Source organism: Nocardia puris (genome assembly GCF_003315035.1).
In the GTDB taxonomy this organism is placed as follows: Bacteria; Actinomycetota; Actinomycetes; order Mycobacteriales; family Mycobacteriaceae; genus Nocardia; species Nocardia puris.
The window spans coordinates 71,469-91,613 of sequence record NZ_QNRE01000014.1 but is presented as its reverse complement, the minus strand read 5'-3'; the positions used below and the strand labels follow the sequence as shown (position 1 = coordinate 91,613).

Here is a 20,145-nt window from a genome sequence, read left to right as displayed (position 1 = left end):
CTACGGAGGATGACCGCATGGGGGATGTGACACCGGAGTACCGCGAGCTGGTCGCGGCCACGTTTGCCGGCGACTACGCCGATGGCGCCGTCGATCACGACGCGCTGCGCCGGATCCACGCGGGCGCGTTCGACCCGTGGTTGTCCGTGCTGGACCGCTCGGGCCTGTTCGACGCCCACGCCCTGGCCAACCTCGCCGAGCGCTGGCGCGCCGACCCGCGCGTCCTGCTCGACGCCCTGCTGGCCGACGCCGACGACGTGACCCGCCGCCGCTGGCTGAGCGCGTGGAGCGCGCTGAACCAACCGTCGGAGTCGGCGAAGGACTACGCGTAGAAGTTGCGTACCGCGGTCGGACGCCTGCGATCTGGACGCATCAGGTTCCGGATGGCTGTGTTCGATCCGGTCCGGCGGGTCGGTGTGATGCGGCCGCACGGACGCGCCCTGCTCCCCGTTCGCTCACCGCTCACTTGCCCGACACCTGGCGCTGGCACGCTGGCCGCGTGCGCGATCTAACCGCCGCGACGGAGCTCGTCGCCGACCGCTTCACCCGGTGGTGTGAGCGCGTCGTCGCCCGTCTGCCGTGGGGGCTGGACCGGATCGTCGCGCCGACGTTCCTCGGTTTCGCTCTGCTCAACAGCTTCACCTTCGGCGTCGATCTGGTGCTGCTGACCCTGTTTCGCAGCGGGTTCGGCTGGCCGGTGCCGCTCTCGTTCACCGTCGCCTACGTCTGCGCGTTCTCGCTCGCCTTCGTGCTCAACCGCACCTTCAACTTCCACTCGCACGCGCCGGTCGGCCGCCAGGCCGTGGTGTACGCGGTGGTGGTCGCGATCAACTACGCCGCGTTCATCCTCGGCGTCGGCGGCGGTCTCGCCGCCCTCGGCGTGCCCTACCACCTCGCGCGCCTGGTGGCGGGCGGGTGCGAGGCGATCTACATGTACAGCTGTATGCGCTGGGTGGTGTTCCGGAAACGGGCGCCGCACCGCGAGCCGGTCGGCGATCGCGCCTGACGCCGAGCCTGGCCGGCCACCGAGGTCCACGCCAGGGACGTTCGACGGCATACGCGTCAAACCTGCTCGCCGACGGGCACTTTCGCGCGGACGGCCACATGGGTGACCGGCGCGGATGCCGCCGGCGCATCGCGCGCGATCCCGGCTCAGCGCAACAACTCCACCCGATCTCCCTCCACCACGACCACCTCCTCATCGGTGAGCGCCCAGTGCGGCACGCCCGCCGCCCGGTACTCCGCGGCGAGTGCGTTGCCCACCCCGTCGGGGTCGGTGGGGGAATTGATGTGCGGCACGATCCGGTGATCGACCAAACCCAGTCCGTCCCACCGGGGTTCGACACCGCACGCGGGCAGCACCTCCCCCGGATCGTCGGCCGTCTCCAGCCCGTGCAGATCGGGCGTGAGCACGCACGCCCCCGCGCTGTACCCCGCGTAGCAGAGCGCGTCGTCGGCCAGCAGCCGGGCGAACGCGAGATCTGCTCCGCTGCGGGCGAATTGGGCCCGCAGCACGAACGTGTTGCCGCCCCGCACCCACGCCAGCGGAAAGGATGACAGTCTGCGCTCCAATTCCGCACCGCGCCCGACGTATTCGCGCAGATCCAGCACCTCGGGCCGATACCCGAGGCGGCGCAACGGCACCAGGTCGCTGGTCACCGCCGACGACCACGCGGCCGGCCAGGCGTCGCAGGCGTTGGGAATCACCGCCACCCGTCCGCGCCCACCGGCCAGTTCGGCGAGCCGTTCCTCGTGCCCGCCGAACCGGTAGGACGCCAGGAAGAGTCGCACGGCGTCAGATGGTGAAGGCGAGGTTGCGCACCAGTCGCAGACCGAAATCGCCGTCGCCGGTGATCGCGATCCGGTCCAGGTGCTCGTCGGCCGTCGTCCGTCCGCCGCCGAGCCGCACGAAAAGCCCGGAGTCCAGGGTGATCTCGGTGTCGGCGGCGCCGTCGAAGCTGTCCACGTACGACGCGCGCTCGTCCACCGCGATGCGCAACGTGCGAGGCAGCGCGCCGGTCAGCTCGAACGCGATCCGCGAACCCTTCGGCGCCCGACCGCGTTTGACCACCACGCGCGGAATCGACGTGGCGAGTTCCTCGAACGCGAGCGCGGCGCGTGGACCGCCCTCCTCGACATCCGCGCCGAGCGCGTCGGCGATGTCGAGCTCGTGCATCCAGCAGTCGAACAGCCGCACCCGCATGAAACGCCCGTAGGGCACGCGCCCGATCGGTGAGACGGTCGGCACCGCCCACGCCTCGTCGTCGAGGTCGGCCAGTGCGGCCCGGCGCCGCTCGGTGACCTCGGCGAACACGTCGAGCAGCCGCGCGCCGGAGACCGGCCGGAACCGGTCCACCCAGATCTCGTTGAGCACGCCGACTTCGTTGCGCACGTGCGGGAGTTCGCGCGCGTCGCGCTCGGGTGCGAGCGGGTCGCGCGGCGGCGGTTTCTCCCCGAGCAACCACGATTCGGTGCCCACCACGTGCGCGAGCACGTCGAAGACGCTCCAGCCGGGCAGGGCCGTCGGCGTGCGCCAGCGGTCTTCGTCCAGCTCGGCGACCAGTGCGGCGAGCGCGTCCCACTGGCGGGAGAGCAGCCCGGTCAGTTCGGCCCGGTCGGGCGGCTGCTCGGTCACGCGCCGGGCTCCCCGTCGGTGGCCGCGAGCGCGGCGAGCCCGTCGCGGATGGCGAGCGCGGTGCTCTCCGGATCGTGCGGACGGCGCAGCAGCAGGCCCTTGGCGAAGGAGATCTTGTCGCCGTGGCGGCGCGGCACCACGTGCAGGTGCACGTGGCCGACGGTCTGGAACGCCGCCTTGCCGTCGTTGAGCATGAGGTTGGCGCCGTCGGCGCGCAGGGTGCTGCGGCGCACGGCCAGCGCGATCCGGTGCCCGGCCCGGAACAGGTGCGCGCCGAGTTCGGCGTCCAGGTCCTCCAGTTCGGTGGCGTGGCGCTTGGGGATGACGAGGGTGTGCCCGCGCGTGACCGGACGAATGTCCAGGAAAGCGCACAGGGTTTCGTCCTCGAAGACCTTCGTCGCGGGGGCCTCGCCCGCGACGATCCGGCAGAAGACACAGTCGTTCACACCCGCGACCATACGGCGCGCGAGTGATATGGAACACCCGGATCCCCCGCCCGAGCATGATGCACGTCACTCCGTCGCGGCTGGTCGGGCGGCTGACCAGTTCACTGACGTGGCGGTGCGCTACCCGCGCGTAGGTGCGTTCTGGACGCGCTCACCTGGGCCGACGACGATCATCTCGACCGGGTTCGCGAGGGTGACAGCCACGCGCCCGGTCGGCGGCGGGCGGCGGGCTCGGTGCGAATCCGGCATATGGCCGGAAACGGGCTCGGCGGTGTGACCGCCATCTCAACTAGGCTCACCGCAAGCCAGGTACAGTTGCGAGGATTTCAGGCCAACTTACTCGCGAGTAACTTAGCCTGATCGTCCCGTCGGTGGCCCTACAGCCAGCACGAGAAGGAAGTCTGACAAGTGGAGACAACGCAAAACGTCGGCGATTCGTCGCCACGCGGAGCGCGTGTCGGAGTCGTTCGCGAGTCCAACGCGGGCGAGCGGCGTGTCGCATTGGTGCCGAAGATCATCCCGACCCTGACCAAGCAGGGTGTGGAGGTGATCGTGGAAGCCGGTGCCGGACTGGGTGCGCTCATTCCCGACGAAGCTTACGCCGAAGCGGGCGCCACCATCGGTGATCCGTGGTCGGCCGAGGTCGTGGTGAAGGTCGCGCCGCCCAGCGACGCCGAGGTGGCCAAGCTGTCCGAGGGACAGACGCTCATCGGGTTCCTGGCCCCGCGCAACGCCGACAACCAGATCGGCAAGCTGAAGGCCGCCGGTGTGCAGGCGTTCGCCGTCGAGGCGATCCCGCGCATTTCGCGCGCGCAGGTGATGGATGCCTTGTCCTCGCAGGCCAACGTGGCCGGGTACAAGGCCGTACTGCTCGCGGCCGAGGAGTCGACCCGGTTCTTCCCGATGCTCACCACCGCCGCGGGCACCGTGAAGCCGGCGACGGTGCTGGTGCTCGGCGTGGGTGTGGCCGGGTTGCAGGCGCTGGCCACCGCCAAGCGTCTCGGTGGGCGGACCACCGGATACGACGTGCGCCCCGAGGTGGCCGACCAGGTGCGTTCGGTCGGTGCGCAGTGGCTGGACCTGGGGATCGACGCCGCCGGTGAGGGCGGCTACGCCCGCGAGCTCACCGACGAGGAGAAGGCCCAGCAGCAGAAGGCGCTCGAGGAGGCCATCAAGGGCTTCGACGTGGTGATCACCACCGCGCTCGTGCCGGGCCGTCCCGCGCCCCGGCTGGTCACCGCCGCCGCGGTGGAGGGCATGAAGCCGGGCAGCGTGATCGTGGACCTGGCCGGTGAGACCGGCGGCAACTGCGAGCTCACCGAGCCGGGCGAGACCGTGGTCAAGCACGGCGTCACCATCGCCTCGCCGCTGAACCTGCCCGCCACCATGCCCGAGCACGCCAGTGAGCTGTACTCGAAGAACATCGCGGCCCTGCTGGAACTGATGCTCGTCGAGGGCAAGCTCGCCCCCGACTTCGACGACCAGGTGCTCGCGGACTCCTGTGTCACTCGTGAGGTGAACTGATGTATACCGAGCTGCTCGCGAATATCGCGATCCTGGTGCTGTCCGGGTTCGTCGGTTTCGCCGTGATCTCCAAGGTCCCCAACACGCTGCACACGCCGCTGATGTCGGGCACCAACGCCATCCACGGCATCGTCGTGCTGGGCGCGCTGGTCGTGCTCGGCAAGGTGGAGGACCCCTCGATCGGGATCCAGATCATTCTGTTCGTGGCGCTGGTGTTCGGCACCCTGAACGTGGTCGGCGGCTTCCTGGTGACCGACCGGATGCTGGGCATGTTCAAGGGCAAGAAGCCCGCGGCGTCGGAGAAGGCGGGGCAGTAAGCCATGGACAATCTCGTCAACATCCTCTACATCGTCGCGTTCTCGCTGTTCATCTACGGCCTGATGGGCCTGACGGGTCCGAAGACGGCGGTGCGCGGCAACTGGATCGCGGCCGCCGGTATGGGCTTGGCCGTGGTCGCGACCCTGATCTCGGTGCGCGACACCGAGAACTGGATCCTCATCATCGCCGGTCTCGTGGTCGGTGTCGTGCTCGGTGTGCCGCCCGCGATGCGCACCAAGATGACCGAGATGCCGCAGCTGGTCGCCGCGTTCAACGGCGTGGGCGGTGGCACGGTCGCGCTCATCGCGTGGGCCGAATTCCTCGACACCACCGGGTTCTCCGCGTTCAAGCACGGCGAGGAACCGACCGTCCACATCATCATCGGCTCGCTGTTCGCCGCGATCATCGGCTCCATCTCGTTCTGGGGCTCGATCATCGCCTTCGGCAAGCTCCAGGAGATCCTGCCCGGCCGCCCGATCGGCATCGGCAAGCTCCAGCAGCCGCTGAACCTGCTGCTGCTGGTGGGTTCGATCGCCGCGGCCGTGGTGATCGGCATCGGCGCCGCCGACGGTGGCGCGCCCGCGTGGGTGATGGTCGTGCTGCTGGTGCTGGCCGGCATCCTGGGCCTGATGGTCGTGCTGCCCATCGGCGGCGCGGACATGCCCGTGGTGATCTCGCTGCTCAACGCGTTGACCGGTCTGTCGGCCGCCGCGGCGGGCCTGGCGCTGAACAACACCGCGATGATCGTGGCGGGCATGATCGTCGGCGCGTCCGGCACCATCCTGACCAACCTGATGGCCAAGGCCATGAACCGCTCCATCCCGGCCATCGTGGCCGGTGGCTTCGGTGGCGGCGGCACCGCGCCGGGTGCCGGCGGCGGTGAGCAGAAGCAGGCCAAGGCCACCTCCGCGGCCGACGCCGCGATCCAGATGGCCTACGCCAACCAGGTGATCGTGGTCCCCGGATACGGTATGGCCGTCGCCCAGGCCCAGCACGCGGTCAAGGAGATGGCGGCGCTGCTCGAAGCCAAGGGCGTCGAGGTCAAGTACGCCATCCACCCGGTCGCGGGCCGCATGCCCGGTCACATGAACGTGCTGCTGGCCGAGGCCGAGGTCTCCTACGACGCGCTCAAGGAGATGGACGACATCAACGGCGAGTTCTCCCGCACCGATGTCGCCCTGGTCATCGGCGCCAACGACGTCACCAACCCGGCCGCCCGCGAGGACTCCGCCAGCCCGATCTACGGCATGCCGGTCCTCAACGTCGACCAGGCCAAGAACGTGATCGTGCTCAAGCGGTCGATGAACTCCGGCTTCGCCGGCATCGACAACCCGCTGTTCTACGCCGATCACACCTCGATGCTGTTCGGCGACGCGAAGAAGTCGGTCGGCGCGGTCACCGAGGAACTGAAGGCGCTGTAGCTTTCTCGAAGGCAGTAGCGTTACTCGAAGGCACGGCCCTCCACCCGCTGGTGGAGGGCCGTTTCGGCGTTCTGGCCTGGTAATTCGGTGGACGCCGCGGCCACGGTGCGCCGATCATTGGCCAGATGTTGGAACGCAAGGAAGCCCTGCGGTTGATCGGTTCCGAGCCAGGCCCGCCCGATCCCGCCGACGAGCTGCGCTGGACCGTCTCGCTGGATTCGTCGTTCGTGCCGCGCGACGTGCTCGACGTGCTCGCGCTCTCGCCGTTCGTGCGGGGCGAGCAGTCGCGCAACCGGAAGCGGAACCTGGAGCGGGTGCGCGTCGACGCGCCGCTGTGCCCGCCCGGCGCGGTGATCGCGCGCAGTATCGACGACGGGGATTCCCGCTCCATCCTGGCGGTGGGGGAGGGCTGGACGCTGCGGGCCGACCGCTGGGCCGACCGGTCGGCGGTGCTCGAGGTCAACGCCGTCACCGACGAACTGGCCAATGACGTGCTGGACCGGGCGACCGAAGGCGCGGAGGAGCCGCAGGCGCGGTCCGACGGTATCGAGGTGGGGTTCTGGTACTTCCACCCGCAGGGGCCGCGCAGGCGTCCGCAGATGATCGACACCCCGGTCTGGCCGCAGATCCGGGACAACTACGCCGGGGCCGCCAGCGACGCGCTGGACCGGTTGATGGCATTGTCGCCGAAGGATATTCGCGGCCGGTTGCTGCTGCTGCACGGCCCGCCCGGCACCGGGAAGACGACCGCGCTGCGCGCGTTGGCTCGGGCGTGGTCGTCGTGGTGCCAGCTGGATTGCGTGCTGGACCCCGACATGTTGTTCAGTCAGCCCGGTTACCTGATGCGCGCCGCGACCGAGGTGGAGGGCGAGCCGCGCCGCTGGCGGCTGCTGGTGCTGGAGGACTGCGACGAGCTGATCCGCGGTGAAGCGAAATCATCGTCGGGGCAGGGGCTTTCGCGGTTGCTGAATCTCACCGACGGAATTCTGGGCCAGGGGCGCGACATCCTGGTCGCCATCACCACCAACGAGGACCTCTCCCGCTTGCATCCCGCCGTCACGAGGCCGGGCCGCTGCCTGGCGCAGCTGGAGATCGGCCGCCTGAACCCGGCCGAATCCGCCCGCTGGCTCGGCGGGGACCACCCCGCCGTGTCGGGCGACGGTGCCACGTTGGCCGAGCTGATAGCGCTGAGAGATGGGACTGATCCCATTGACTCCGTCGCTGAGACGCCCGACGCGGGGATGTACTTGTAGGGCGCGGCCCGCCCTCATCACGCTGTCGCCGAGGTTCTGCGCCGACCGCAACCGATGCGTGCCGCATATTTCGCGAGAAGCTCGCGCCAGACCGATCGAAGTCGAGTGTTCGGGGATGACGGCCGTCGGCGTGCGTCACGGTGGGCTGCGGCGGCTGTGCCGCAGGCGTGTGGCCGGAATGATCACTTCCCGTGTCGCGGTGAACGTGGGTCGGCCGGGCCATAGGCGGATGCTCCGGGTGAACTGGTCGGCGCGGGAGCGGGTGGCGTGGCGGCACTCGGTCGGGAAATACCTCACGATCCGCTGTGCGCACGGCGGACGCGCCGGACTCAGTGGACGTCGTCGGATACCCCTGCGTCCGTGACCTTTTCGGTCCGCGTCAACGCCTGCGCGGGTGCGACCACGTGGGCCTTCCACCCGGACAGCGCGATCGCGATCATCGGGACTCCGAAGGCGGCGGTGAGCGGAATCAGTTCCGTGAGCCAGCCGATGATCGCGGGCCCCGCCAGCAGGCCGAGGTAGCCGATCGCGAAGACCCGCGCCATATCCGTTGCCGCGGTGGATGTTCCGAGGTTGCCCGCGGCGGTGAAGATCTGCGGGACCATGCCCGAGAGGCCCAGCCCGCACAGCGCCCACCCGAGCAGGCTCAGCGGCACCCAGGTCGACAGCATGATGACGGCGAGCCCGAGGGCCGAGAACAGCGCCCCGTATCGGACGACCGCGACGGGGCCGAACCGCGCGCTCACCCGGTCGGCGGCGAAGCGGCCCACCGTCATCGTCACCGAGAACGCGCCGAACGCCAGGGCGGCGGTGGCGGCGCCCACCCCCAGATGCTCGCCCATCTGCAAGGTGCTCCAGTCGGCGGCCACGCCCTCGGTGAGCAGCGCGGCGAACGCGATCATGGCCAGCGCCAGCACCTTTCGCCTGCGCGCCGAGTCGGTGGCGGCGACCTCGTCGGGGTGCGGTTCGGCGACGTTGTCCGGCTCGGTCTTGGCCGTCGCGCGGGTGTCGGCGAGCAGGCGTGGCACACTCGCGGCCACCGCGCACAGGCACAGCGCGGACGCGGCGATGAGGGTCACGCGCACGTCCCAGCCCGCGCGCAGCGTGGCCGCGCCCACCAGGGAACCGACCAGCCCGCCGCAGGAGAACAGCGCGTGGAACGCCGACATGATGGGCCGCCGGTAGGCCCGCTCGACGTGCACCGCCTGCGCGTTCATCGACACGTCCAGCGCGCCGTTGCCGAATCCGAAGCCCGCCAACGCCAATGCCAGCCACACGGGTCCGGTGGCGAAGCCGGGCCCGAGCACGGCCAGCGACGCGGTGACGGCGGCCGCGCCCACCAGGCGTCTGCTGCCGAACCGGTCGGCCAGTGGCCCGGCCAGCCGCATTCCCACGATGCCCGCCCCCGCCATCACGAGGATGAACATGCCCAGGGTGGAATGCGACACCCCCGTCCGATCGGTGATGACCGGGATGTGGACCACCCACATGGCCAGCAGGAAGCCGTTCAACCCGAACACGGTGAACACGGCCGCCCGCGCCACTCGAACCCGTCGCTCGATCGAAGTAACCGGCACCGTTTCGACGGTACCGGGATGAATCGTGAGGCGCCGCGAACGGCAGGCCCCCCGAAATGATGGGCAGCCTGGCTGTCGCGGGTTCGAGTCGAGACGAATCGAAAACGAATCGCCCGCCGACATGCGCGCGCGTCTACCCTGGACACGTGGACGCCCTAGCCAGTCTGCTCGAAGGTCCCCGTGCCCGGGGCGCGTTCCTGATGTGTTCGCTGCTCGATCCGCCCTGGTCGCTGCGCATCCAGGACGAAGCCCCGCTCACGGTGCTGTCCATGGTCCGCGGCTCGGCCTGGGTCTTCCCCGATCCGCCCGCGAACCCCCGTGCGGCCCAAGCGGACTCGGCACCGTGCCGGCTGGAGGCCGGGGATGTCGCCATCTTTCGCGGCCCGCACCCGTACACCGTCGCCGACGATCCCGCGACGGCGCCGCAGATCGTCATCCATCCCGGGCAGGTCACCACGACGCCCGACGGTGAGATCCTGTGCGAGACCTTGAGTCTCGGCGTCCGCCAGTGGGGCACCGATCCCGACGGCGCGACCGTTATGGTCACCGGAACCTACGAGTCGGCGGGGGCGGCCAGCCAGCGATTGCTGCGCGCCCTGCCGCCGGTCGCGGTCTTGCGCCGCGGCGACTTCGACGGCCGGATGGTCGACGTGCTCGCCGACGAGGCTACCAAGGATCTGCCCGCCCAGGGCGCCGTGCTGGACCGGCTGCTCGATCTGGTGCTCATCACCGCGCTGCGCGCCTGGTTCGCCCGCGCCGACGCGCCCGCCTGGTACCACGCCTACGGCGATCCGCTGGTGGGCAAGGCCCTGCGCCTGCTCCAGCACAATCCGGCCCACCCGTGGACGGTGGCGAGCCTGGCCGAGGCGGTCGGCGTGTCCCGCGCCGCGCTCGCGCGCCGGTTCACCGAGCTGGTGGGCGAGCCGCCGATGGCCTTCCTCACCGAATGGCGGCTCGCGCTGGCCGCCGACCTGCTCCAGGAGTCCGACGCCACCGTCGAGGCGATCGCGCGCCAGGTGGGCTACGGGTCGGCGTTCGCGCTGAGCACCGCGTTCAAACGGCACTTCGGGGTGAGCCCGCGCGACCACCGGCAGGGCGGCGCGCCCGCCGAGCTGTCCTCGACCGGGTGAGGCTATCGTCGGCCGGGTGACGCAGCAGCAGTATCCCGTGCTCTGGCCGATGCCGACCCGCTGGGCCGACAACGACCACTACGGCCATGTCAATAACGTGACCTACTACTCGTACTTCGACACGGCCGTGAACGCGTGGCTGATGAGCGCCACCGGCACCGATATCCGGGAACTGCCCGCGCTCGGCGTCGTCGCCCAGACCTCCTGCCAGTACCTCGGCTCGATCAGCTTCCCCGACGAGCTGCGCGTCGGCCTGCGCATCAGCCGCCTCGGCCGCTCCAGCATCACCTACGACCTGGCCATCTTCCGCGTCGCGGGCGACGACCTCGATCTCGCCGCCACCGGCGTCTTCGTGCACGTCTACGTCGACCACGAAACCCGCAAGCCGGTCGAGATCCCCGCCGTCATCCGCGAGGCCGCCGCCGCACTCGTGGTGGACTGACGCGCCGCGTTTCGGCGCAAAGTCTCGCGGCGCGCGGCGCGCGCCAGCACACTGGTGCCATGACTGCCACGACGACCGGGCATCGGCGGGCGGCGGTCTGTATCGGCGTGGACCGGGTCGGCGGGCTCGATCCCCTGACGGCCGCGGCCTCGGGGGCGGCGGCGATGGCGGCGTGGGCTCGCGCGCAAGGCTGTACGGTCGCCCCGCACACCGACCTCGAGGGGCCGGTGCATCGGCGCGAGGTGCTCGCCACCATCAAAGCCCTTGTCGACGAGCGGATCTACGACCAGCTGATCGTCTATTTCGCCGGGCACGGGCTGCTCTCCGCGCCCGGGGTCGAACCGACCGATTGGCAAGCTTTTTCGACTACGCCGGCGCGCTGTCGGCCTCGTCGGACTACAGCTGGTACCGGGACGTGACTCCGGCCTACATCGCGGTGCGGAGCGCGGCGGTCGCGCACGTCACGGTCGTAGGGTGGGAACTCGCCGACCAGCGGGGCGACGGTGCCGACGGGACTGTGCTCGCGCTCATTCCGGCTCACCCGGACGCGGGAGCGCGACGCGCCACCGATGGTGTACTCCAATTCGGCGACGGCACAGCGACATTGGTCAGCGTGGTACCGGCCGGTCGACGGCCGTGGTGGTGGATCGGGGCCGCGTCGTGGCGATGGACTATGGCGCCGCTGTTGTGCCGCGTCCGGCGGCATTGGGCAGCGCCCCACCCGGTTCCGAGCCGCCTGTCGATCCCGCAGTGCTTTTCGCGGCCAGACGCGCGGGCCTGGTGGACCGCGCCGAACCGGGCCTGCCCGACGACGTCGCGGCGCGCGGCCCCGTGACGGGCTGCCGAATTACGGTGCCGCCCAACGCGCCATCCTCGCCGACGTCGTGGCCGCGGCGGGCGTCACCGAGGAACAGATCGTTGCGGAGTTGGACGCCGTGGGCAGTCGCGATCCGCAGAACTGGGGCTGGGTGCTGGCGGCGCGGGTGCTGTCGCGGATTCCCGGTCTGGACGCCCGCGTGATCGACACCTGGCTGCGCGACGTGTCGCTCTACGTCACCGACGAGGCCGTGCGGCGGGCGGTGCACCAGGTCGTCGAGGCGGAACTCGGAGACGAGCCGTTCGTCGCGGTGGGGCCTTCGCTCGGGTCCGTGGTGGCCTACAACGTGCTGCGCTCGGCGCACCGCCGCGGGCCCTGCCGCGGGCTGATCACCCTGGGCTCGCCGCTGGGTGTCCCGTCCATTCGCGGCAGGTTGACCGCGCCGGTGAACTATCCGCACCGGCTGGCCGCCTGGTTGAACGCGTTCGACCAAGCCGATATCGTCGCGCTGCGTCCGCTCGATACCGAGTTCTTCCCCACCGACCCCCTGATCGAAAACCACGGGGGCGTCGCGAATTTCACGGGCAACCGGCACGGGATCGAGGGCTATCTGGCCGACGGCGTGGTCGCGAAGCGGATCGCCGACCTGCTGCGAGCGTGATCCGCCGCCGGACGCGCGGCGCGGAATTCGGGTGCACCGGGAACAGGATCGAGGGCTCTCCGGCCGATCGCGCCGTGACGAGCCGAATCGCGGGACTGCTGGGCTCGTGACGGGCGCGGCCCGGAAACTCGATTGTCGAACCCGCGTGCCGGGGGCCACCATGGGGTGATGGGCATCGTGGCGAGCACCGAATTGCCGCAGCGGATCGACGTGGGCGATCTGCTCGTCCGCCGGTGGGCGGACCCGGGCGATCTGCTGCCCCGGCTCGAGGCGGTCAACGCATCCTTCGATCTCCTCCATCCGTGGATGGAATGGCTCGCCGAGCCCGCGACAGTGGAGAGCCAGCGCGCGTTCGGCGAAGCCGCGGCGCTGAGCTGGCCCGCCGCCGACGGCAGCTGCAACTACGGCATCTTCGACGCCGGGGGCGCGGTGGTGCTGGGCGGGATCGGCGTGCACGCCCGCAGCACGGCGCAGGTGCGGGAGATCGGTTACTGGTGCCACGCCGCGCACACCGGGCGCGGCATCATCACCCGCTGCGCCGCCGCGCTGACCGACCTCGCGCTCGCGCTGCCCGGCGTCGAGCAGGTCGAAATCCGTTGTGACGAGGCGAATGTGCGCAGTGCGGCCATTCCGCGGCGGCTCGGGTACCGCTTGGCGCGCACCGAGCCGCGCGCGATCGAGGCGCCCGCCGAGTCGGGGATCACGCAGGTGTGGGTGCGGGAGCGCTGACCGGGCGGCTCACCCGCGCAGCGCGTCCTGGAAGCGGCGCATCCCCGCGAGCCAGCGGTCGTAGTCCGAGCCCTTGAACCGGTACATGTCGAGCACTTCGGGGTGCGGCAGGATCAGGAACCGTTCGTCGGCGACGCCGTCGACGATGTCCTCGGCCACGCGCTCCGGGGTGAGCACCGCACCCGCCGTCGTCACGGCCTTGATCGCGAGGGCGGCGGCTTCCGCGTCGTCCGGAATCAGGTCGCCGCTCAGGAGTTTCGTGTCCACGCCCATCGGGCACACGCAGCTGACCCGAATGCCCTTGTCGCCGTAGGTGACCGAGAGCCACTCCGCGAAACCCACGGCGGCGTGCTTGGTCACCGAGTACGGCGCGGAACCGATCTGAGTGAGCAGCCCGGCGGCCGACGCGGTCGTCACGAAGTACCCGGCGCCCCGCTCCACCCAGCCAGGCACCAGCAGTCGGGCCGCGCGCACGTGGGCCAGCACGTTCACCTCGAGCGCCGCCGACCACTGCTCGTCGGTGCTCTCCAGTCCGGGCCCGCCCCCGATTCCCGCGTTCGCGAAATACAGGTCCACGGGCCCGAATTCGGCCTCGGCGCGTTCGATCAACGCCAGGATCACCTGCTCGTCGGCCACATCGCCGCCCACCGCGACGGCGTTCGCCCCGATCCCGCCGGCCACCTCGGCGGCGGCGTCCGCGTTCAGGTCCGCCACCACGACCCGCGCCCCGCCGTCGACCAGCCGTCGCGCCAGCGCCGCCCCGATGCCGGCCCCCGCCCCCGTGACGATCGCGACCTTGCCCGAAGTCTCCATGCCCCGACAGTAGTAGGACCGCTCCGGTCCGGGCGGCCCCGCGCGTCAGTTCGAGCCGGCGAGGCGGTCGAGGAGCGGCGCGGTGCGCGGGCCGACGAGTTCGCGCATGACCAGCGCCATATTGGTGCGCTCCACGCCGGGGATCTTCAGGATCTGGCCCGCGATGCGGTAGAGGTCGTCGGCGTCCCTGGCGACCACGCGGACGGTGAGGTCGGTCAGGCCGGTCATACCGCAGACCTCGGTGACCTCCGGGACCTCGGCGAGTTCGTCGACCACCGAGTCGAGGCGGTGCTGGTCGACGACCACCGCCACGAAGGCCGCCAGCGGGTAGCCGAGCGCGCGCGGGCGCACCCGCTGTTCGAAGCTGCCGAGCACGCCGCTGGACTCCCAGCGCGACAGGCGCGCCTGCACGGTGTTGCGGGAGAGTCCGAGGCGATTGGCCAGCTCCACGCCGGTCGCGCGCGGGTTGGCGACCAGTTCGAGCAACAGGCGGGCGTCGGTGGCGTCCAATGTCGCCTCGGCGGGGTCTTTACTGGGCATACAACGCAGTATGGCACCACACGGGCGGTCGGATTTGAGCATTCTGCCCATCCGCCCGGAGGCCACTTGCGCAGTCCGCTTTCGCGTGGATGCTGTGAGGTAGGACACATGCACCCGGTGGAGGAGGCGATCCACGATGGTCGAGAAGCCCGCGTACCCGGTGCAGCTGGTGCAGCCCGACGGCCGCCGCGTCCTGGACCGCGAACACGCCGCGCTGGTTGCCGACATCGGCCCCGACCGGCTGCGCGGCCTCTACGAGGACCTGGTCGTCACCCGCCGCATCGACACCGAGGCAACCGCCCTGCAACGCCAGGGCCAGCTCGGGCTGTGGCCGCCGATGCTCGGCCAGGAAGCCGCCCAGGTGGGGTCGGCGCGCGCCCTGCACCCCGACGACTACGTGTTCTGCAGCTATCGCGAGACCGCGGTGGCGTACTGCCGCGGTGTCGCGCCGCGCGATCTCACCCGGCTGTGGCGCGGGGTCGCGCATCACTGCTGGGACCCGGACGCGGTCAACATGACCAACCCGAACATCGTGGTCGGCGCGCAGGGCCTGCACGCCACGGGCTACGCCTACGCCGCCCACCTCGACGGCGCGGAGATCGCCACCGTCGCCTACTTCGGCGACGGCGCGAGCAGCCAGGGCGATATGGCCGAGGCGATGGTGTTCGCCGCGAGCTGGAGCGCGCCGGTCGTGTTCTTCTGCCAGAACAACCACTGGGCCATCAGCGCGCCGGTCCGCGTGCAGAGCGCCACGCCGATCGTGCGCCGCGCCTACGGCTACGGCATGCCCGGCGTCCAGGTCGACGGCAACGACGTGCTCGCGGTGCTCGCCGTCACCCGGCAGGCCGTGGCGCGCGCCCGCGCCGGCGGCGGCCCGTCGCTCATCGAGGCCCTCACCTACCGCATGGGCCCGCACACCACCGCCGACGACCCCACCCGCTACCGCTCGGCCGCCGAGACCGAGGAGTGGAAGCGCCGCGATCCGATCGACCGCGTACGCCGCCTGCTGGAGCGGGAAGACCTGTGGGACAGCGCTTTCGAGAGCGCGGTGCGCGAGCGCGCCGACGCCGTGGCGCACGAACTGCGCACCGCCACGGTCGAGATGCCCGACCCCGCGCCGTCGGCGCTGTTCGACCACGTCTACGCCACCCCGCACGCGCCGCTCACCGAGCAGCGCCGGGAATACGCGGAGTACCTCACCGGCGACCCCGGGGAGGTACCCGCGCGAGGAGAAGGAGTCCGGTCGTGATCACCACGTTCGCCCATGCCCTCAACGCGGGTCTGCGCCGCGCGCTGGAGGACGATCCGAAGGTCGTCCTGATGGGCGAGGACATCGGCAGACTCGGCGGTGTCTTCCGCGTCACCGACACCCTTCAGAAGGATTTCGGCGACAACCGGGTGGTCGACACGCCGTTGGCCGAATCCGGCATCGTGGGAACGGCTTTCGGCATGGCGCTGCGCGGCTATCGGCCCGTGTGCGAGATCCAGTTCGACGGGTTCGTGTATCCCGCGTTCGACCAGATCGTCTCCCAGGTGGCCAAGATCCACTACCGCACGGGCGGCAAGGTGACCGCGCCACTGACCATCCGCATCCCGTTCGGCGGCGGAATCGGTTCCGTGGAGCACCATTCCGAGTCGCCCGAGGTGTACTTCGCGCACACCGCCGGACTGCGCGTGGTGTCGCCGAGTTCGCCCGCCGACGCGTATCACATGGTGCGGCAGGCGATCTCGCTGGACGATCCGGTGATCTTCTTCGAGCCCAAGCGCCGCTACTGGGACAAGGCGGAGGTCGATTTCGACGCCGAGCCCGACCTGCCGCTGGACCGGGCGCGCGTCTGCGTCCCGGGTACCGACGCCACGCTCGTCGCCTACGGCGGCACGGTCGCGACGGCTGTGGCCTCGGCGAAAATCGCTGCCGAGGAGGGACATTCGATCGAGGTGATAGATCTGCGCAGCCTCTCGCCGATCGACTTCGAGACCGTCGAAGCGTCGGTCGCCAAGACCGGCAGGCTCGTCGTGGTGCACGAGGCGCCGGTGTTCGCCGGGCTCGGCGCGGAGATCGCGGCGCGCGTCACCGAGCGCTGCTTCTATCAGCTGGAGGCGCCGGTGCTGCGCGTCGGCGGGTTCGACATCCCCTACCCCCCGGCTAAGCTCGAGAAGCACCATCTGCCCGATCCCGATCGCGTCCTCGCCGCGGTCGATCGAACGCTCGCCGCCTGACGGCCCGATCCGAGAGGTGTGCACGTGGACGACGACGCTCACGTCCTGGAGTTCCGGCTACCGGATCTGGGGGAGGGGCTCGCCGACGCCGAACTCGTGTCGTGGTCGGTCGGCGTGGGCGACACCGTCGAGCTGAATCAGACCATCGCGGAAGTGGAGACGGCCAAGGCGGTGGTCGCGCTGCCGTCGCCGTTCGCCGGGCGGGTCGAGGAACTGCTGGTGGAGCCCGGGCAGACCGTGCCAGTGGGGGAGCCGCTGATTCGCGTGCGCGTGGCGGCCGCGCCGGAGAGCGACGGGCGCACGGCGGTGCTGGTCGGCTATGGGCCCGAGGAGGAGACGGTGTCGCGACGGCGTGCGGCGCCGGTGCAGCCTCGCAGCGAGGGAGCGCGCGCCGCCGCCACACCGGCCGCGCGGAAACTGGCCAAGGAACTCGGCATCGACCTGTGGTTCGTGGCCGGCTCCGGACCGGACGGCGCGGTGACGGTCGAGGACGTGCGGGGCGCGGTGCCGGTGTCACCGCCCGGCACCCCGGCCAAGGTGAGCGGAAATGCCGTCGTGGAGACCTCCGTCGCGGAGAACCGGGGCGCCGGGGTGATCCGGCCCGCCGCGCGCGAGGAGCGCACGCCGATCACCGGTGTCCGCAAGCGCACCGCCGCCGCGATGACCGCCAGTGCCAGGCAGATTCCGCAGGCGAGCGCGTTCGTCACCGTCGATGTGACGGCCTCGATGGAGTTGCTCGACCACCTGCGCAGTACCGCGTCCTTCGCTGAGCTGACGCTCACTCCGCTGGCACTGGTGGCGAAGGCGACCTTGGCCGCGATCGCGGAATACCCTGGTGTGAACGCCTTCTGGGACGAGGCCGCGCAGGAGATCGTCACCAGGCACTACGTGAACCTGGGGATCGCCGTCGCCACCGATCGCGGCCTGTTGGTGCCGAATCTCAAAGAGGCGCAGTCGCTTTCACTGCGCGAACTCTGCCGGGAGATCGGCTGGCTCGCCGAGACCGCGCGTTCCGGGAAGGCGACGCCCGTCGACCTGCGCGGCGGGACGTTCACGCTCACCAACGTCGGGGTGTTCGGCGTGGATGTGGGTGTGCCGCTGGTCAATCCGGGGGAGTCGGCGATCCTGTGCCTCGGCGCGATCCGGCGGCGGCCCTGGGTCGTGCGCGACGAGCTCGCCGTGCGGTGGGTCACCACGCTCGGCCTCAGCTTCGACCATCGGCTCATCGACGGCGAACTCGCCGCCCGCTTCCTGGCGACGGTCGGGGAGTTGCTGGAGGACCCGCTCACCCTGCTCGGTCGCGCGTGAGCACCCGGCGGACCGCCAGCCCCGCGACCAGCGCCCAGAACGCCGCGCCGATGCCGAGGAACGCCACTCCGGAGGCGGCGATCAGGAACGTGACGATGCCCGCCTCGCGATGCCGTTCGGCCGACAGCGCACCGGCGAGCGCGGACGCCAGCACGCCGAGCAGGGCCAGGCCCGCGACGGTTTCGACGGTGCCCTCCGGCGCCGCCGCCACCAGCGTGACCAGTGCGGCCGATCCGAGCCCCAGCACCAGGTAGGTCGCGCCCGCCGTGCAGGCGGCCACCCAGCGGCGGCGCGGATCGGGATGGGCCGAGGGCCCGGCCGCGAGGGCGGCGCTGATGGCGGCCAGGTTGATGGCGTGCCCACCGGCCGGCGCGCCCGCGAGGGTGCCCAGACCGGTGACGGTCATCGCCGCGCGCCACGGCACCGCGTAGCCGAACGAGCGCATCACCGCCGCGCCCGGGATGTTCTGCGAGGCCATGGTGACGATGTAGAGCGGGACGGCGATGCCGATCATCGCCTGCCAACTCCAGTGCGGCGCGGCGATGTCCACCGTCGGGGCCATCGCGGCGAGGTCGAGGTCGTGGTGGCCGGCCGCGATGCCGACGCCCGCGCCGACGGTCGCCACGGCGAACGCCCCGATCACCGCCCACGTCGGCGCGAACCGCCGCAGGACCAGCCACACGAGGATCACCGGGATCACCACGGCGGGGCTCACCGGCAGCGCACGGACCGGCGCCAGGCACATCGGCAGCAGCACCCCGGCCAGCATTGCCTGCGCGATCTCCACCGGAATGGCCGCGATCAGGTCGCCCAGCCGCCGCCACAGACCGGTCAGCACGAACAGCGCGCCGGTCAACGCGAACGCGCCGAGCGCGGCCTGCCACCCGCCCGCCACCGCGCCGGTCCCCGCCAGCAGCGCCGCGCCCGGCGTCGACCACGCCAGCGTGATCGGCATCCGGTACCGCACGCTCAGCACCACGATGCCGACGCCTTGTGTGACGCAGAGCGCGAGCAAGCCGGACGCGGCCTGCGCGGGCGTCGCGCCCACCGCGCTGAGCCCGGCCAGCACCACCGCGAACGAACTGGCGAACCCGACGAGCGCCGTCACGGCCCCCGCCCCGATCGCCTGCGCGAGCCCGGCGCGCTCCTCCTCCGGCGCGCGCGTCGGCGACGAAACTTCGGTCATTGCCGCATCCTGCCGCCGTGGGGGAGCGCTGTCGCCTGCCAGTGCGCCGAAACTGGACCGAATGGGGGAGTGGGTATGCGGCGGAGTGCCCGCGCGACCGGTCCCCGATGCGTAGGGTGGACGGGTCGGCGCGCGTACGGGACTGGACTAGGAGCTGGGTTGGGCGCGGTACTGATCTCTGCGGAAGAACTTCGGGAAGCGTTGGCGGACAAGAAGTTCCGCCTGCTGGACGTGCGGTGGGCGCTGGGTGATCCGGACGGTCCGCAGCACTACCTGGCCGGGCACATCCCCGGCGCGGTGTTCGTGGACCTGGAGACCGAACTCGCCGCGCCGCCCTCGCCCGCGCGCGGCCGCCACCCGCTGCCCGACATCACGCACCTGGAGAAGTGCGCGCGCTCCTGGGGGATCCGTGCCGGCGATCCGGTGGTCGTCTACGACGCGACCGGTGGGATGGCAGCGGCGCGCGCCTGGTGGCTGTTGCGCTGGGGCGGCCTGGCCGACGTCCGCATTCTCGACGGCGGCCTGCCCGCGTGGACCGTCGCGGGCGGCGACCTCGCCACCGGCGCCGAGTCCGACCCCGAACCGGGCGACGTGGAACTGCGCGCGGGTGGTATGCCCGTCGCCGACGCCGACGCCGTCGCCACCTGGCCCGGTGTGGTCCTCGACGCCCGCGCCGCCGAACGCTACCGGGGCGAGGTCGAACCCATCGACCCCAAAGCCGGCCACATCCCCGGCGCCCGCAGCGCCCCCACCTCCGAAAACCTCGATGCAGATGGCAAGTTCCTCCCCGCCGAAGCCCTCCGCACCCGCTTCGCCCCGTTCACCCCGGGCCCCATCGCCGTCTATTGCGGCTCCGGCGTCACCGCCGCCCATCAGATCGCCGCCCTCGAGTCCGCCGGCATCCCCGCCACCCTCTACCCGGGCTCGTGGTCCCAATGGTCCAACGACCCGAAACGTCCCGTAGCCACCGGCGACTGACCGAGGTGAATAAGGGGCCAATCGCCGCGGGTCGTGCGAGGGGTCGGTGGTGACCTGCGGAGATCTGATGAATCAGACGTGCGAATGGCCGCGAGGGGCGCGGCTGAACCTGGTGCCGGCGGTGGGCGTTGGATGCCCCGCTCTGCG

The 20,145-nt window shown here is 71.1% G+C and carries 22 protein-coding genes; 15 read left to right on the top strand and 7 right to left on the bottom strand.

Features of this window, described 5'->3' with window-relative positions; all coding sequences use genetic code 11:
• Positions 1–17: 17 nt before the first annotated feature.
• Positions 18–332, top strand: coding sequence for a hypothetical protein (locus DFR74_RS27640; RefSeq protein ID WP_067510521.1), 315 nt, complete (start codon positions 18–20; stop codon positions 330–332).
• Positions 333–499: 167 nt separating this feature from the next.
• A complete protein-coding gene (locus tag DFR74_RS27635) occupies positions 500–1,006 on the top strand; it encodes a GtrA family protein (RefSeq protein ID WP_067510636.1) in 507 nt (168 codons plus the stop codon).
• Positions 1,007–1,152: 146 nt separating this feature from the next.
• On the opposite strand, the gene DFR74_RS27630 is transcribed toward DFR74_RS27635, so the two are convergent.
• Genes DFR74_RS27630 through DFR74_RS27620 form a run of 3 tightly spaced genes read right to left on the bottom strand, consistent with a single transcriptional unit; the run spans position 1,153 to position 3,081 of the window.
• Positions 1,153–1,791 (bottom strand): Type 1 glutamine amidotransferase-like domain-containing protein, encoded by a 639-nt coding sequence (locus DFR74_RS27630; protein WP_067510518.1) that lies wholly within the window; start codon positions 1,789–1,791, stop codon positions 1,153–1,155.
• A 4-nt stretch (positions 1,792–1,795) separates the two neighbouring features.
• On the bottom strand, positions 1,796–2,635 hold the full coding sequence (locus DFR74_RS27625) for a maleylpyruvate isomerase family mycothiol-dependent enzyme (RefSeq protein ID WP_084537788.1): 840 nt from the start codon (positions 2,633–2,635) through the stop codon (positions 1,796–1,798).
• Positions 2,632–3,081 (bottom strand): HIT family protein, encoded by a 450-nt coding sequence (locus DFR74_RS27620; RefSeq protein ID WP_195125450.1) that lies wholly within the window; start codon positions 3,079–3,081, stop codon positions 2,632–2,634. The genes DFR74_RS27625 and DFR74_RS27620 overlap by 4 nt, the downstream gene beginning before the upstream one ends.
• A 408-nt stretch (positions 3,082–3,489) precedes the next feature.
• Here DFR74_RS27620 and DFR74_RS27615 point away from each other — a divergent pair, with 408 nt between their 5' ends.
• The 4 genes from DFR74_RS27615 (at position 3,490) to DFR74_RS27600 (ending at position 7,597) form a co-directional block, all read left to right on the top strand.
• Positions 3,490–4,605: a Re/Si-specific NAD(P)(+) transhydrogenase subunit alpha gene (locus DFR74_RS27615; RefSeq protein ID WP_067510514.1), complete on the top strand. Its 1,116-nt coding sequence runs from the start codon at positions 3,490–3,492 to the stop codon at positions 4,603–4,605.
• Entirely contained in the window at positions 4,605–4,922 is a 318-nt protein-coding gene (locus tag DFR74_RS27610; protein WP_067510512.1) for an NAD(P) transhydrogenase subunit alpha part 2, read from the top strand. Before DFR74_RS27615 ends, DFR74_RS27610 begins: the two co-directional genes overlap by 1 nt.
• A gap of 3 nt (positions 4,923–4,925) precedes the next feature.
• Positions 4,926–6,344 (top strand): NAD(P)(+) transhydrogenase (Re/Si-specific) subunit beta, encoded by a 1,419-nt coding sequence (locus DFR74_RS27605; RefSeq protein WP_067510510.1) that lies wholly within the window; start codon positions 4,926–4,928, stop codon positions 6,342–6,344.
• 125 nt (positions 6,345–6,469) lie between these two features.
• Complete coding sequence (locus DFR74_RS27600) at positions 6,470–7,597, top strand: DUF5925 domain-containing protein (protein ID WP_084537787.1); 1,128 nt, start codon at positions 6,470–6,472, stop codon at positions 7,595–7,597.
• Positions 7,598–7,926: 329 nt separating this feature from the next.
• Here the strand turns inward: DFR74_RS27600 and DFR74_RS27595 are convergent, their stop codons facing one another.
• Positions 7,927–9,174 (bottom strand): MFS transporter, encoded by a 1,248-nt coding sequence (locus tag DFR74_RS27595; protein ID WP_232331782.1) that lies wholly within the window; start codon positions 9,172–9,174, stop codon positions 7,927–7,929.
• Between the two features lie 146 nt (positions 9,175–9,320).
• Here DFR74_RS27595 and DFR74_RS27590 point away from each other — a divergent pair, with 146 nt between their 5' ends.
• The 5 genes from DFR74_RS27590 (at position 9,321) to DFR74_RS27570 (ending at position 12,953) form a co-directional block, all read left to right on the top strand.
• Positions 9,321–10,304 (top strand): AraC family transcriptional regulator, encoded by a 984-nt coding sequence (locus tag DFR74_RS27590; protein ID WP_067510509.1) that lies wholly within the window; start codon positions 9,321–9,323, stop codon positions 10,302–10,304.
• A 49-nt stretch (positions 10,305–10,353) separates the two neighbouring features.
• Positions 10,354–10,746 carry an acyl-CoA thioesterase gene (locus tag DFR74_RS27585; RefSeq protein WP_067510627.1) on the top strand — a complete coding sequence of 131 codons (393 nt, stop codon included), beginning with the start codon at positions 10,354–10,356 and terminating at the stop codon, positions 10,744–10,746.
• Between the two features lie 59 nt (positions 10,747–10,805).
• Positions 10,806–11,165 (top strand): caspase family protein, encoded by a 360-nt coding sequence (locus DFR74_RS27580; protein ID WP_147265951.1) that lies wholly within the window; start codon positions 10,806–10,808, stop codon positions 11,163–11,165.
• A gap of 465 nt (positions 11,166–11,630) precedes the next feature.
• Positions 11,631–12,224: an alpha/beta fold hydrolase gene (locus DFR74_RS27575; RefSeq protein WP_067510506.1), complete on the top strand. Its 594-nt coding sequence runs from the start codon at positions 11,631–11,633 to the stop codon at positions 12,222–12,224.
• 168 nt (positions 12,225–12,392) lie between these two features.
• On the top strand, positions 12,393–12,953 hold the full coding sequence (locus DFR74_RS27570) for a GNAT family N-acetyltransferase (RefSeq protein WP_067510504.1): 561 nt from the start codon (positions 12,393–12,395) through the stop codon (positions 12,951–12,953).
• A gap of 9 nt (positions 12,954–12,962) precedes the next feature.
• On the opposite strand, the gene DFR74_RS27565 is transcribed toward DFR74_RS27570, so the two are convergent.
• Both DFR74_RS27565 and DFR74_RS27560 read right to left on the bottom strand, forming a co-directional pair.
• Positions 12,963–13,766 (bottom strand): SDR family oxidoreductase, encoded by an 804-nt coding sequence (locus DFR74_RS27565; protein WP_067510502.1) that lies wholly within the window; start codon positions 13,764–13,766, stop codon positions 12,963–12,965.
• Positions 13,767–13,811: 45 nt separating this feature from the next.
• Positions 13,812–14,306 carry an Lrp/AsnC family transcriptional regulator gene (locus DFR74_RS27560; protein ID WP_067510500.1) on the bottom strand — a complete coding sequence of 165 codons (495 nt, stop codon included), beginning with the start codon at positions 14,304–14,306 and terminating at the stop codon, positions 13,812–13,814.
• A gap of 136 nt (positions 14,307–14,442) precedes the next feature.
• On the opposite strand from DFR74_RS27560, the gene pdhA reads away from it, so the two are divergent.
• From pdhA to DFR74_RS27545, 3 genes are read left to right on the top strand one after another with little or no spacing between them, the layout of a single operon-like run.
• Complete coding sequence (pdhA, locus tag DFR74_RS27555) at positions 14,443–15,555, top strand: pyruvate dehydrogenase (acetyl-transferring) E1 component subunit alpha (protein WP_067510498.1); 1,113 nt, start codon at positions 14,443–14,445, stop codon at positions 15,553–15,555.
• On the top strand, positions 15,552–16,526 hold the full coding sequence (locus DFR74_RS27550; protein WP_067510496.1) for an alpha-ketoacid dehydrogenase subunit beta: 975 nt from the start codon (positions 15,552–15,554) through the stop codon (positions 16,524–16,526). The genes pdhA and DFR74_RS27550 overlap by 4 nt, the downstream gene beginning before the upstream one ends.
• 24 nt (positions 16,527–16,550) lie before the next feature.
• Positions 16,551–17,834, top strand: a complete 1,284-nt coding sequence (locus DFR74_RS27545) for a dihydrolipoamide acetyltransferase family protein (protein WP_067510625.1) — start codon at positions 16,551–16,553, stop codon at positions 17,832–17,834.
• On the opposite strand, the gene DFR74_RS27540 is transcribed toward DFR74_RS27545, so the two are convergent.
• Positions 17,812–19,020 (bottom strand): benzoate/H(+) symporter BenE family transporter, encoded by a 1,209-nt coding sequence (locus tag DFR74_RS27540; RefSeq protein ID WP_067510495.1) that lies wholly within the window; start codon positions 19,018–19,020, stop codon positions 17,812–17,814. The two genes, DFR74_RS27545 and DFR74_RS27540, sit on opposite strands and share 23 nt — an antisense overlap.
• Before the next feature lie 171 nt (positions 19,021–19,191).
• Here DFR74_RS27540 and DFR74_RS27535 point away from each other — a divergent pair, with 171 nt between their 5' ends.
• Positions 19,192–19,998: a sulfurtransferase gene (locus DFR74_RS27535; protein WP_067510623.1), complete on the top strand. Its 807-nt coding sequence runs from the start codon at positions 19,192–19,194 to the stop codon at positions 19,996–19,998.
• The last annotated feature ends 147 nt before the right edge of the window (positions 19,999–20,145 follow it).